This is a genomic window from Vreelandella malpeensis, assembly GCF_020622355.1.
Taxonomy (GTDB): domain Bacteria; phylum Pseudomonadota; class Gammaproteobacteria; order Pseudomonadales; family Halomonadaceae; genus Vreelandella; species Vreelandella malpeensis.
Genome location: NZ_WHVL01000002.1, coordinates 12235 through 25507, shown reverse-complemented (window position 1 = coordinate 25507; position 13273 = coordinate 12235). Strand labels below are relative to the sequence as shown.

The following is a 13273-nucleotide window of genomic DNA, read 5'->3' as shown; positions in this document are numbered from 1 at the left end:
CCGGCGCATGTGCGAGCTCTTGGGCATGAGTGCCAACGTCCCGACCGATATCTGCTTCAGCTTCTCGGGGTTTCTCAACCGCGGCGGAGGCACCGGCCCCCACCGCGACGGCTGGGGCATCGCCTTCTATGAAGAAGGTGGGTATCGCGAGTTTCGCGACCCGCACCCGAGCGTCGACTCGCCCATCGCGCGCCTGATCTGCGACTACCCGATCAAGTCCCGCGTGGTCATCAGCCATATTCGCCAGGCCAACGTAGGCGGGGTGCGCCTGGCCAATACCCACCCCTTCACCCGCGAGATGTGGGGCCGGCCCTGGTGCTACGCCCATAACGGCCAGCTCGAGGGCTGGCAGGCGCTGCCCCTGGACGTCTATACCCCGGTGGGCAGCACCGACAGCGAACACGCCTTCTGCTGGCTTTTGGGAGAACTGCGCCGTGCCTTTCCCGTGGCACCCGCGTCTTTCGAGCCGGTAGCGGCGCTCTTGCACACCCTGTGCGAACGGCTGCGCGGCCTCGGGGTCTTCAATCTGCTGCTCTCCGACGGCGAGTCGCTCTACTGTTTCTGTTCCACCAAGCTTGTGCACATCACTCGCCAGGCACCCTTCGGCGAGGCCGAGCTCGCCGATGCGGACATGACGGTCAATTTCAGCGAGCACACCACGCCCTGCGATGTGGTCTCGGTGATCGCCACCGCGCCCTTGACCCACAACGAACGCTGGAGCGCCATGGCGCCCGGCGAGCTGCTGGTCTGGCAGCAAGGAAGCATTCGCGCGCGTTACGGACCATACTGACCCCATACCGGCGGTCGGGCGATACGTTGAAACAGTGGTTTCAAGCAGCCGTTTTACAGCATGGCACCCCTCGTATATCTTGAACGCTTGCCACGACGATGGCTCGACTCGGTAACGCGTCACCCAGTTTGATCATAAAAACAAGGTCGGTCCACTTATCGACACGGATAGCGGAGATTGCCCATGAGCGAACACGCCGATGCCCCCATGCTGCAAGGCGCAGCGCTTGAAGGGTTGGATCAGTACGATTCAGTCACGGATGTCTTTCACCACGCCATCGAACGTTTCGGCGACAAGCCCGCCTTCAGCTGCATGGGCAAAACCCTCACTTTCAACGATCTGGACCGTTACTCGGCCCGGTTCGCCGCCTGGTTGCAACACGACACTACCCTCGCGCCCGGCGATCGAATCGCCATTCAGTTGCCCAACGTGCTGCAGTTTCCTGTGGCGGTGTTCGGTGCGTTGCGCGCAGGGCTGGTGGTGGTCAATACCAACCCGCTCTACACCGAGCGCGAGATGGCCCACCAGTTCAAGGATTCCGGCGCTAAGGCGATCGTGATTCTCGCCAACATGGCGCACAAGCTCGACAAGGTGCTCGACCAGACCGACCTCGAGTACGTGGTGGTGACCGAGCTTGCCGACCTGCATGACGTGCCCAAGCGCTGGGTGATCAATGCGGCGGTCAAGTACGTCAAGAAGATGGTGCCGACCTACCGCCTGCCCGGAGCGGTAGGCTTTCGCCAGGTGCTCAAGGCCGGCGCCAGCCAGCGCTTCAACCCGGTCAAGCGCGACCGCGAGGACGTGGCCGCGCTGCAGTACACCGGCGGAACCACTGGGCGACCCAAGGGGGCGATGCTTACCCATACCAACCTGATCGCCAACATGCTTCAGGCGCGGCTCGCCATTGGCCAGCATCTGAAAAACGGCAGCGAGCTCGTGATTGCGCCGCTGCCGGTCTATCACATCTATACCTTCACGGTGAACTGCCTGTTTTTGATGGAAACCGGCAACCACTCGGTGCTGATCACCAACCCTCGTGATCTGCCGGGCTTCGTCAAGGAGCTCAAGAAGCTGCCCTTCACCGCCTTCATCGGCCTCAACACGCTGTTCAACGCGCTGTGCCTGCGCGACGACTTCAAGGCACTCGATTTCTCCAAGCTCAAGCTCACCATCTCCGGCGGCATGGCGCTCACCAAGCCCATCGCCAAGCGCTGGGAGGAGGTGACCGGCTGTCCGGTGGCAGAGGGGTACGGCCTGACCGAGACCTCGCCGGTGGTAAGCTTCAACCCCACCGACGCTATTCAGCTCGGCACCATCGGCAAGCCCGTGGCCGGTACCTCGGTGAAGGTGGTGGATGCCGACGGTACGGACGTTGCGCTGGGCGAGCCCGGTGAGCTCTGCGTCAAGGGCCCGCAGGTGATGAAGGGGTACTGGAACCAGGACGAGGAGACGCGCAAGGCGATCGACGACGGCGGCTGGTTCCACACCGGCGACATCGCCGTGCTGCAGGAGGATGGCTACATCCGCATCGTCGATCGCAAGAAGGACATGATCCTGATCTCGGGATTCAACGTCTATCCCAACGAGATCGAGGATGTCGTAGCGGCCCACCCGGACGTGATCGAGGCGGCCGTGGTCGGGGTGCCGGACGAAGAGGCGGGAGAGGCGATCAAGCTCTTCGTCGTCTCGAAAAACAAGGAGCTCACCGCCGAGGCCCTGCGTGCCTGGTGCAAGAAGGAACTGACCGGCTACAAGGTGCCCAAGCACGTCGAGTTTCGTGACGAACTGCCCAAGACCAACGTCGGCAAGGTGCTGCGCCGGGAGCTTCGCGATCAAGAGCAGAACGTCAAGTAGACGACCCGCCCTGGTTGGCCCAATCAATGGCGAAGGCGCTATACTGTTCGGCCCACTTTTCCAGGTGGGCCGAATTTTTTCTTTCTGGAAGGAAGCTGAGCCCAACGTGACCACCGAGACGCCCCCCGCGACCCCCGCCCGACAACTGACCGAGCTCGAGCAGGCGCTTGACGACGTGACCCTGCGCGATGGCCAGCGCCTGGCGCAGCGTATCGAGGGGCTGAGGCGGCGGCTTCGCGAGGCCAAGCCGATCGACCAGGGCCTTGCCAAGCTGCGTCGCGAGCTGGAAACGGCTCGCAAGCACTACGCCGAGCGAAGCGCCGCCCGGGTGACCCTCGACTACCCCGCAGAACTTCCGGTGGTCGAGCGTCGCGAGGACATTCTGGCGGCGCTGCGCGATCATCAGGTCGTGGTGGTGGCCGGCGAGACCGGCTCGGGGAAGACCACCCAGTTGCCCAAAATCTGCCTCGAGCTCGGCCGCGGCCGTCGCGGCCTGATCGGCCATACCCAGCCACGGCGACTCGCCGCGCGCAGTGTGGCCACGCGCCTGGCCGAAGAGCTTCAGGTGCCGCTGGGCGAGCAGGTCGGCTACCAGGTGCGCTTCACCGACCAGAGTGCGGCCACGACGCTGGTCAAGCTGATGACCGACGGTATCCTGCTGGCCGAGACCCAGCACGATCCGATGCTGTGGCGCTACGACACCCTCATCATCGACGAAGCCCACGAGCGTAGCCTCAACATCGACTTTCTGCTCGGGTATCTCAAGCGTCTTCTTCCCAAGCGCCCGGATCTCAAGGTGATCATCACCTCGGCGACCATCGACGTGGAGCGTTTCGCCGCGCATTTTGGCCGCGAGGAGGCGCCGGCGCCGGTGGTCGAGGTGTCCGGTCGCACCTTCGATGTCGACGTGCTCTACCGGCCGCTGGTGCGCAGTGAGGAGGACGAGGCGGATCGCACCCTTCAGGAGGGCATCGTCCAGGCGATCGCGGAGATCGAGACGCTGGAGCGCGAGCGCGGCTGGCTGCATGGACCGCGCGACGTGCTGATCTTTCTGCCCGGCGAACGCGAGATCCGCGAGACCGCCGATACGCTGCGCCGGGCGGACTTCAAGGGCACCGAGATCCTGCCGCTCTACGCAAGGCTTTCCAACGAGGAGCAGAACCGGGTGTTCGCCCCGCACCGGGGGCGGCGCATCGTGCTGGCCACCAACGTGGCGGAAACCTCGCTCACCGTGCCCGGCATCCGCTACGTGGTCGACCCGGGGCTGGTGCGCATCAGTCGCTACAGCTACCGAGCCAAGATCCAGCGCCTGCCCGTCGAGCCGGTGAGCCAGGCCAGTGCCAACCAGCGCAAGGGGCGCTGCGGGCGGATCGCCGAAGGCGTATGCATTCGCCTTTTCGATGAAGAGGACTTCCTGTCGCGGCCAGCCTTCACCGATCCGGAGATCCAGCGCACCAACCTCGCCTCGGTGATTCTCTCGATGCTCTCCTTGAAGCTCGGCAGCATCGAGGACTTCCCCTTCGTCGACCCGCCGGACGCTCGCTTCGTCAAGGATGGTTTCCGGCTCTTGTTCGAGCTCGGCGCGGTGGACGCCCAGGAGCGCATCAGCCCGCTGGGGCGCAAGCTGGCAAGGCTTCCCATCGACCCGCGCCTGGCACGCATGGTGCTCGAGGGGGCGGCGCGCCAAAGCCTTCGCGACGTGCTGATCGTGGTCTCGGCACTGGCCGTCCAGGACCCGCGCGAGCGCCCGGCGGACAAGCGCCAGGCCGCCGACCAGGCCCACCAGAAATGGCGCGATCCGGACTCGGACTTCGTCGCGCTTTTGAATTTGTGGCACGGCATCGAGAACGCCCGCGGGGCGCTGTCCGGCAATCAGCTGCGCCGCTGGTGTCGCGAGCACTACATCAACTATCTGCGCATGCGCGAGTGGCACGACACCTTCCGCCAGCTCAGGCAACTGCTGCGCGACATGGACATCGAGGTGCCGGGGCCGCCGCCGGTCAACGAGGATGAAAGCGAGGAGGAGGCGCGCCAGGCAAGGCGCAAGACCTCCGGCAAGCTCCACCAGGCGCTGCTGTCGGGGCTGTTGTCGAACATCGGCAACCTGCTCGAGAACCGTGAGTATCTGGGCGCACGCAACCGCAAGTTCTTCATCCACCCGGGCTCGGGGCTCGCCAAGAAGACGCCCAAGTGGGTGATGGCCTTCGAGCTGGTCGAGACCACCAAGCTCTACGCCCGCACCGTGGCCCGCATCGACCCGGAGTGGATCGAGCCCCAGGCCATGCACCTGGTCAAGCGCAGCTACAGCGAGCCGCATTGGGAAATGAAACGCGCCCAGGTAGTGGCCTTCGAGCAGGTGACGCTGTTCGGCCTTCCGATCGTCGCCCGTCGGCGCATCAATTTCGGCCCCATCGATCCGGTCACCTCGCGAGAGATCTTCATTCGCCGGGCGCTGGTCGAAGGCGAGTTTCGCACTCGGGGCGCGTTCTTCGCCCACAACCGGGCGCTGATCGACGAGGTCGAGGCGCTCGAGGAGCGGGCGCGTCGGCGCGACATCCTGGCCGACGAAGAGACGCTCTACGCCTTCTACGACGCGCGCATTCCGGGTGACATCGTCAACGGCCGCGGCTTCGAGCACTGGCGCAAGCAGGCAGAAGGCGAGACGCCGGCGCTGTTGAAATTCGATATCGAGACGCTCAAGGCGCGCGCCGCCGAGGACGTCACCCAGGCACAGTACCCGGATCACCTGACCATCGCCGGGGTGGCGTATCCGGTGAGCTACCACTTCGACCCGCAGGCCGAGGACGATGGCGTCACCCTGACCGTGCCCGCCGCGATGCTTTCCCAGCTGCCGGTGGCCGCGCTCGACTGGCTGGTACCGGGGCTTCTGCGCGAGAAGTGCATTGCGCTTTTGAAGTCGCTGCCCAAGAGCATCCGTCGCCAGGTGGTGCCGATTCCCGACTGGGTGGACGCCGCCCTCGAGGTGCTGGTGTTTGACGAGCGCCCGCTGGTCGAGGCGCTGGGCGAGTTTCTACGCAAGCGCACCGGCACCCGCGTTCATCCGGACGACTGGCGCCTGGATCTGCTCGAGCCGCACCTGATCATGAACGTGCGGGTGGTGGATCACGTTGGCAAGACCCTGGGGCAGGGGCGCGACGTGCGCGCGCTGGAGAAACGCTTCGAGCAGGCAGCAAGCCTGGGTGCCCAGGCGCTGGCCCGGGAGGCTACCCAGGCACCGACGCTCGACGCGCTGCCCGAGACGCCGCTGCCGACCTCGCGGGTGACCACTCAGGCGGGCATTCGCGTGGAGGCCTACCCGGCGCTGAGCGCAGAGGGCAGCGCCTTCAAGGTCGCGCTGTTCGATCATCCGGCCAAGGCCGAGGCTGCCCACCGCGAAGGCGTGGCACGCCTGGCGATCAATCAGTGCCCGGCGCTGGTCAAGGCGATCAAGGCGCTGCCGGCCATGGAGAAGGGGGCGCTGCTGTTCACCAACGTGGGCGCCAAGTCCGCGTTCATCGATGACGTGCTCCTGGCGGTGTTCACCCAGGGCGTGGCCGTCGATCCGTTGCCGCGTTCGGCAGGCGAGCTGGAGGCGCGGCTTGGCGAGGTGAAAGGCGAGCTCGTCGAGCGCGCCAAGGCGCTGCTTGGCGAGGTCGAGGCGGCGCTGAAAGGTCATCTCGAGGTCAGCAAGCGGCTCAAGGGGAGCCTCAATTTCGCCCTGGCGCTGGTCTACGGCGATGTGCGCGCACAGATGCAGCGTTTGGTCTATCCTGGCTTCATCCGTGATGCGGGGGAGTGGCTGGCCGAGTATCCGCGCTACTTCGAGGCTGCGTTGATCCGCCTCGACAAGGCCCCTCGCGAGCGTGGTCGCGACCAGATGATGATGAACGACGTCCAGGCGCTCGAGGCCCGTTTCGACGCCCGGCGCGAAAGCGAGCGCCGGGGCCGGGTCGAGGACCCGGCGCTGGTGACCTTCGGCTGGTGGCTGCAGGAGCTTCGCGTCTCCCTGTTCGCCCAGCAGCTGGGCACCAGGATGCCGGTATCGGCCAAACGTCTCGAGAAGCAGTGGGAAGAGATCACGCGCCGGTAGACGGCCGCCAACGGGAGAACGACATGCACGACGTAGTGATTACCGGCTCCGGGCTCTATACCCCGGAGCACGCCATCGACAACGACACCCTGGTCGGGGCGTTCAATACCTACGTGGATCGCCATAACGAACGGTTTCATGACGAGATCGCGGCCGGCGAGCGCGCACCGCTCGCCCACTCGAGTCGTGAATTCATCGAGAAGGCTTCGGGCATCAAGAGCCGCTACGTGCTCGACGCCGAAGGCATTCTCGACCCCGAGCGCATGCGCCCGAAACTGCCCCAGCGGTCCGACGATGAGCCCTCGCTTCAGTGCGAAATGGCCACCAGTGCCGCCCGTGAAGCGCTGTCGCGTGCCCGCGTCGATGCGGCCGACATCGAGCTCGTGATCGTTGCCTGCTCCAACCTCGAGCGCGCCTACCCGGCGCTCGCCGTCGAGGTGCAGGAGGCGCTCGGCGCGTCGGGTCACGGGTTCGACATGAACGTGGCCTGCAGCTCGGCCACCTTTGCCATCGAGAACGCCGCCAGCGCTATCGCTGCGGGCCGGGTCAAGCGCGCTCTTGTGGTCAATCCCGAGATCTGTTCGGCGCACCTGAACTTCACCGACCGTGACAGCCACTTCATCTTCGGCGATGCCTGCACGGCGGTGGTGCTCGAGCGCAGCGATCTCGCGGTGAGCGACCAGCGCTTCGAGATCCTCGGCACGCGGCTGGTCACACGCTTCTCCAACGCCATTCGCAACAACGCGGGTTTTCTCAACCGGGTCACTGACAGCGACCCGCTGGCAGCGGACAAGCTGTTCGTCCAGGAAGGGCGGCGGGTGTTCAAGGAGGTCTGCCCGATGGTGGCGCAGCTGATTCTTGCGCATCTCGCGTCGCTTGAGCTCGAGGGGGGCGACGTCAAGCGGCTGTGGCTGCATCAGGCCAATCGCCACATGAACGACCTGATCGCACGCAAGGTACTGGGGTTCGATCCCGGCGAAACTCAGGCACCGATCATCCTGGATCGCTACGCTAATACAAGCTCTGCCGGTTCCATCATCGCGTTTCACCTGCACCGCGACGACCTGGCTGCTGGCGATATCGGGCTAATCTGCTCCTTCGGGGCAGGCTACAGCGCCGGTAGCGTCGTGCTGCGCTGCCAATGATGCGCCGCGAGTAGCGGGACCTAACTAAAAAGACGAGGGATTCATCATGTCAAGGTCGCAAGCCACGCAAGTGCCGGCCGGCAAAATGATCAAGGGAATGCTGCCGGTGGTGCTGTTCGCTGCGCTGGGAGCGTCGGGCTGTGCCACCACCGGCAGCGCAGAGCAGGCGCATCCGGATGACCCGTGGGAAGGCTTCAACCGCCGCGTGTTCGCCTTCAACGACGTGCTCGACCGCTACGCGCTCAAGCCGGTGGCCCAAGGGTATCGCACCGTCACGCCGGACCCGGTGCAGACCGGCGTCGGCAACTTCTTCTCCAACCTGGGCGAAATTCGCACCGCCATCAATAGCCTGCTGCAGGGCAAGCCCGCCAATGCCGGCCTTGCCACGTCTCGCTTTCTGATCAACTCGACGGTGGGTGTTGCAGGCTTGCTCGATTACGCTACCCACATGCAGATCACCGCCGACGACGAGGACTTCGGTCAGACCCTGGCGGTATGGGGTTGGGAGGACTCGCGCTACCTGGTGCTGCCGCTGCTCGGACCCAGTACCCTGCGTGATACCACGGGGTTGCCGGCGGACATCGCGGCCCACCCCAACACCTATGTCGAAGACGACAAGGTGCGTATCGGGTTGACCGCGCTCAATATCGTCGATACCCGCGCCGGGCTGCTCGACCAGGAGTCCTTGATCAGCGGCGACCGCTACCGCTTCATTCGCGATGCCTACCTGCAGCGGCGCCAGTTCTTGATCAATGATGGCGAGCTGGGCGACGATCCCTTCGCGATGGATAGCTTCGAGTTCGACGATGCGGATTTCGATGACGATGCCTTCGCCGAGTAAGGCGAAGCGCTGAGGCTTGGTATGGATTCTTCCAGACATCTCATCGCGGTGATCGACCGACCCGGGCCTGAGCGCGACGCGCTGGCCCGGGCCATTACCTGCCGTGACCTGGCGGTGCTCGCCACCGAGAACATCGACGCGCTGCCGGTCGATACCGCCCTGGTGGTGGCCAGGGCCGCTGTGGTGCGCCCCGAGCAGTGGGGGAAACTTGCCGCGAGCGTGCCCACTCTGGTGGTCAGCGACTCCCAGGTGGAGCCGGGGCTTTTCGCGGCGGTGAAGAGCGGGCTGCTCGATCACGTTGTCGACCCCCTGCGCCATACCGAGCTTGTGCGCTGCATGATCCGCAAGGCGGTGGAGCTCGATGCTCTGGGAAAGGCGCACGAATGCGAACGGGCGCGTCTCGAAGAGCTCAACGAGAGCCTGGAGACTCACCTGGCGCTGCTGCGCATGGACCAGCAAAGCGGCGGCTACATTCAGCGGCGGCTGCTGCCGCCCCATCCCCGGGTGATCAACGACGTGCACTTCGATTACTGGTTCGCGCCGTCGCTCTATCTCTCCGGTGACTTTCTCGACTATCAGCGCTTCAACGAGCGCTACAGTGCGTTCTATTTCGCCGATGTCGCCGGTCATGGCGCCTCCTCGGCGTTCGTCACGGTACTGCTCAAGTACCTCTTCATTCGCTGGCTGAACGAGTGGGATGGACGCCACCCCGAGCGGTTGCCGGCCCGTTGGCTGCAGGCACTGAACCGGGAACTCCAGGATACCGATATCGGCAAGCACGCCACGCTTTTCGTCGCGGTGATTGACCACGAGGCAAAGACCCTTCACTATTCGCTCGGCGCACAGCTGCCGATGCCGATTCTGGTAGCAGGTGACACGCTGATGCGCCTGGAAGGCGAGGGGATGCCGGTCGGACTTTTTCCCGATATCGACTATCCCACACTTGACTGTAAACTCCCGCCTGACTTTCGCCTATGGCTCTGTTCGGACGGCGTACTGGAATGCCTGCCGGGTAGGACGCTCGACATGCGGCTCACGGAGCTTGAGCAACTAGTAAGCGACAGTGACACACTCGAGCAGTTGCGTGACCGGCTCGCCCAGACCAGCGCTCTCCTGTCGAAAGGCAAGGGGGGCGACGAGGACGGCCAGGAGCGCGACGCTCTACCCGATGACCTGACAATCATGATGGTGAGCGGATTTAGTCATGCTGATTGAAGAAGGCCGCATCAAGGCGGCATTCGATTCCGGCGTTTTCATTCTGAAGCTCTGCGGCGACGTGCGCTTGACGCTGTGCGCGACGCTCGACGTCCAGGCCCAGCGCCTGGCGGATACGCCGGGGCTGCACACGGTGATGATCGACCTGCGCGAGGCGAGCAACGTCGACTCCAGCGCCCTGGGCTTTCTGGCCAAGGTGGCGATGGCGGTGAAGGGGCGCCTGGCGCATCCGCCGACGATCATCGCCAGCAATCCCGACATTCGCAAGATGCTCGACGTGATGGGCTTCGCTCGTTTTTTCACGCTGATCGACCGGCCTTTGCAGGGTGCCAATGAACTCGACGCGACGCTCACCGAGCTTCCGGAGATCCCGTCCGACGAGGAGGGGCTGCGCGATCGCATTCTCGAGGCGCATCGCCTGCTCATGCACATGAGCGAGCACAACCGCGAGCAATTCCAGCCGCTGGTGGACATGCTCGAAGCCCAGGACTCCGCCGTTCACTAGCCGGGCATGATCCGCGTATCCCCATCGCCCCGAGGCCTCTGGCCCCGGGGCGATGTGCGTTCTACTGCTGGCGCAGCTTGGCCAGCAGCGCCTCGAGCGCTTTCTGGTCGGCCATGAACTTGCGAATGCCCTCGGCGAGCTTGTCGCTGGTCATCTCGTCCTCGTTCATCGCCCAGCGGAAGTCCGCCTGGGAGAGTGGTTCGGGGTCAGCGTCCTGGGCCCCGGCGGGGGAGAGCTGGCGCGGCAGCTCGCCCTGACGCTCGTCGAGCTCGTTGAGCAGCGTCGGCGAGATGGTCAGGCGGTCGCAGCCGGCGAGCGATGTGATCTCGTCGACGTTGCGAAAGCTTGCCCCCATCACGATGGTCGCGTAGCCGTGGCCCTTGTAGTACTCGTAGATGCGCTTGACCGAAGCGACGCCCGGGTCCTTGTCGCCTGCGAAGTCGCCCTCCGGGTCGCGCGCCTTGTGCCAGTCCAGAATGCGGCCCACGAAAGGCGAGATCAGCGTCGCGCCTGCGTCGGCGCAGGCCTGGGCCTGAGCGAAGCCGAACAGCAGGGTCAGGTTGGTGCGAATGCCGTCGCGCTCGAGCTGGCGGGCGGCTTGGATCCCCTCCCAGGTCGAGGCGGTCTTGATCAGGATGCGCTCGGCGGGCACGCCTTGCTTGGCGTAGCGCTCGATCAGCGAGTGCGCCTTAATGATCGTCGCGTCGCGATCGAAGGACAGGCGCGAGCTCACCTCGGTCGAGACGTAGCCCGGCACCAGCTCGCTGATCTCGCAGCCGATATCCACCGCAACGCGATCCACCGCCTCGTCGATGTCCGCGCTTTCACGGGCGATCGCTGCCAGTCGGGCGCGACGATCCTCCTGCTGGGCGGCCTGGAGGATCAGCGAGGGGTTGGTGGTGGCGTCTTCCGGGCGAAAGCGGCGAATTGCTTCGAGATCGCCGGTATCCGCCACGACCTTGGTCATGCTCTTGAGCTGGGAAAGTAGGCTTTGACTCATGCAGGGCTCCTTGTTCGAGATGGTTCTACTCTAGCAAGGCTTGGGGGCTGTGAATATCGCCCCGCGCGGATTGGCTCGTGGTGCCAGGCGAAGGCCGCTGGGTCGTCGCTTTCGATCTTGAACCGTCCGGCGACCTCCCTGAGCTGCTCGGCGACCTTCTCGAGCGACAGCGCTTCTCGGGCGCTGTTCTCCACCTGGGCGCCGTTGTCGCGGTTGACGCGGGTCTGCTCGGCCAAGGTGGCGTTGAGATTCTCGATATGGCGGTGCTGCTCCTGGGCAGCATCGGCGATCTGCGCCATCAGGCCATTGGCACGGTCGGTGGTCTCGGCGATCTCGCGCATGGTATCGCCGGCCTTTTCCGACAGCGCATGGCCCTGCTGGATGCCCCGGGTGGAGTCGGCCAGCAGCGTCTTGATCTCCTGGGCGGCTTCTGCGCTACGTGTGGCCAGCTGGCGCACCTCCTCGGCCACCACCGCGAAGCCCCTGCCGTGGCCACCGGCGCGCGCCGCCTCCACCGAGGCATTGAGTGCCAGGATGTTGGTCTGGAAGGCGATGGCGTCGATGGTGCCGACAATGCCGTCGACCTCGCGCGCGCGGGCGTGGATATGCTCCATGGTGTCGAGAAAAGCCCCCATCACCTGGCGGCCCTGGCCGGTCTGGGCGGTGGCGGTGGCGGTGAGGTTCGCCGCGTTCACCGCGTGATCGGCCGTCGAGGCGGTATGCGTGGTCAGTTCGTCGAGGTGGGTCGTGGTGGACTCGTGGAAGGCGTGCTGAGCGCGGGTGCGAATCGACAGCTCCTCGTTGCTCAGCGCCAGGCGCTGGGCGCTGTCGAACATCGCCAGACTTTGTTCGTGCAGGCTCGCTACGGTGGTGGTGAACGAGCATCGCATGCTCTCGAGCTCTTGATAGAGCTGGCCGATCTCGTTGCTGCCCGGTCGGATGATCTCGCCGCTCAGATCCCCCTGGGCGAGCGTGCGCAGATGGCGGACCAGCGTCTTGATCGGACGCAGGAAGTGGCGCTGGCCGATCAGCGCGATCGCCGCCAGCACGCCCAGCGCCACGACGATCCCCGCGAGCAGCCCCTGACCGAGAATGAGCGCGCGCTGCTGGGCGTGCGCCAGAAGCGCCGTACCCTGGCGATCCGCCTGTTCGTAAAAGCCGCGGGCAAGCTCGGTGAACGCCTGGCTCAGCGTCAGCGCCTCGGCGGTGAGCTCGCGGTAACCGCCGCGGTCGCCGGTGCGCACCGCGTCGAGCTGGCGCCCGAGTGCTTCGATCAACGCCGTGGCCCGAGCGTCGATCTCGTCGCGCTCCGGATGAGTCACGGTGGCGTCGAGAAAGCTCGCCAGGGCGCTGCGCATCTCGTCTATCTCGCGCTCGACGGCGGCGAGCGCTTCGACGGGGTCGCCCAGCGACGGGCGCAGCTGGCGCTCGAGCGCCCGGTCGAGGCGGTGCAGCCCTTCGAGCCCGGCGATATGCAGCCGGTTGAGCGACGAGGCCTGCTGCACGTTGACGCGCTCGAGCAGCGCCAGGTCGCGCTGACCCTGTTCGATCACGCTCCAGGCGAGCAGGGCGAAGGACAGCACGCACATCGTGACCAGCGACAGCGCCACGACGGCCAGCGTACGAAGAGAAAGACGGGAAAGCGGCGGTGTGATCATGGGAGCTCGAAAGTGCAGTAGGAAGGCTTTCGAGAGTAAGCGGCGTTTGTTGCAGTTTTCTTGTGCGTAGCACATTGAGGAGGCCATGCGCTCGCCCCACGACGAAAAAAGGTGGATCGAACGACGCTGTCATATTTTTGCAATCATCGCGCGGCAGACTCCTCGGTGTCGAAGG

The 13273-nt window shown here is 65.1% G+C and carries 9 protein-coding genes; 7 read left to right on the top strand and 2 right to left on the bottom strand.

Annotated features, from left to right (window positions below; genetic code table 11):
• The first annotated feature begins 7 nt into the window (after nt 1–7).
• The 7 genes from GEV37_RS05395 (at nt 8) to GEV37_RS05365 (ending at nt 10440) form a co-directional block, all read left to right on the top strand.
• A complete protein-coding gene (locus tag GEV37_RS05395) occupies nt 8–790 on the top strand; it encodes a class II glutamine amidotransferase (RefSeq protein ID WP_227389230.1) in 783 nt (260 codons plus the stop codon).
• Nucleotides 791–973: 183 nt separating this feature from the next.
• Complete coding sequence (locus tag GEV37_RS05390; protein WP_227389229.1) at nt 974–2644, top strand: AMP-binding protein; 1671 nt, start codon at nt 974–976, stop codon at nt 2642–2644.
• A 106-nt stretch (nt 2645–2750) separates the two neighbouring features.
• A complete protein-coding gene (gene hrpA, locus GEV37_RS05385; protein WP_338035108.1) occupies nt 2751–6734 on the top strand; it encodes an ATP-dependent RNA helicase HrpA in 3984 nt (1327 codons plus the stop codon).
• Nucleotides 6735–6757: 23 nt separating this feature from the next.
• A complete protein-coding gene (locus tag GEV37_RS05380) occupies nt 6758–7879 on the top strand; it encodes a beta-ketoacyl-ACP synthase III (protein WP_227389228.1) in 1122 nt (373 codons plus the stop codon).
• 46 nt (nt 7880–7925) lie between these two features.
• Nucleotides 7926–8720, top strand: a complete 795-nt coding sequence (locus GEV37_RS05375; RefSeq protein ID WP_227389227.1) for an MlaA family lipoprotein — start codon at nt 7926–7928, stop codon at nt 8718–8720.
• A gap of 21 nt (nt 8721–8741) precedes the next feature.
• Nucleotides 8742–9935, top strand: coding sequence for a PP2C family protein-serine/threonine phosphatase (locus GEV37_RS05370; RefSeq protein ID WP_227389226.1), 1194 nt, complete (start codon nt 8742–8744; stop codon nt 9933–9935).
• Complete coding sequence (locus GEV37_RS05365) at nt 9925–10440, top strand: STAS domain-containing protein (RefSeq protein ID WP_227389225.1); 516 nt, start codon at nt 9925–9927, stop codon at nt 10438–10440. Before GEV37_RS05370 ends, GEV37_RS05365 begins: the two co-directional genes overlap by 11 nt.
• Before the next feature lie 61 nt (nt 10441–10501).
• Here the strand turns inward: GEV37_RS05365 and tal are convergent, their stop codons facing one another.
• Entirely contained in the window at nt 10502–11440 is a 939-nt protein-coding gene (gene tal / locus GEV37_RS05360) for a transaldolase (RefSeq protein ID WP_227389224.1), read from the bottom strand.
• The gene (locus GEV37_RS05355; RefSeq protein ID WP_227389223.1) at nt 11437–13098 is read right to left on the bottom strand and encodes a methyl-accepting chemotaxis protein; all 1662 of its coding nucleotides are present in this window, start codon (nt 13096–13098) and stop codon (nt 11437–11439) included. The genes tal and GEV37_RS05355 overlap by 4 nt, the downstream gene beginning before the upstream one ends.
• Between the last annotated feature and the right edge of the window lie 175 nt (nt 13099–13273).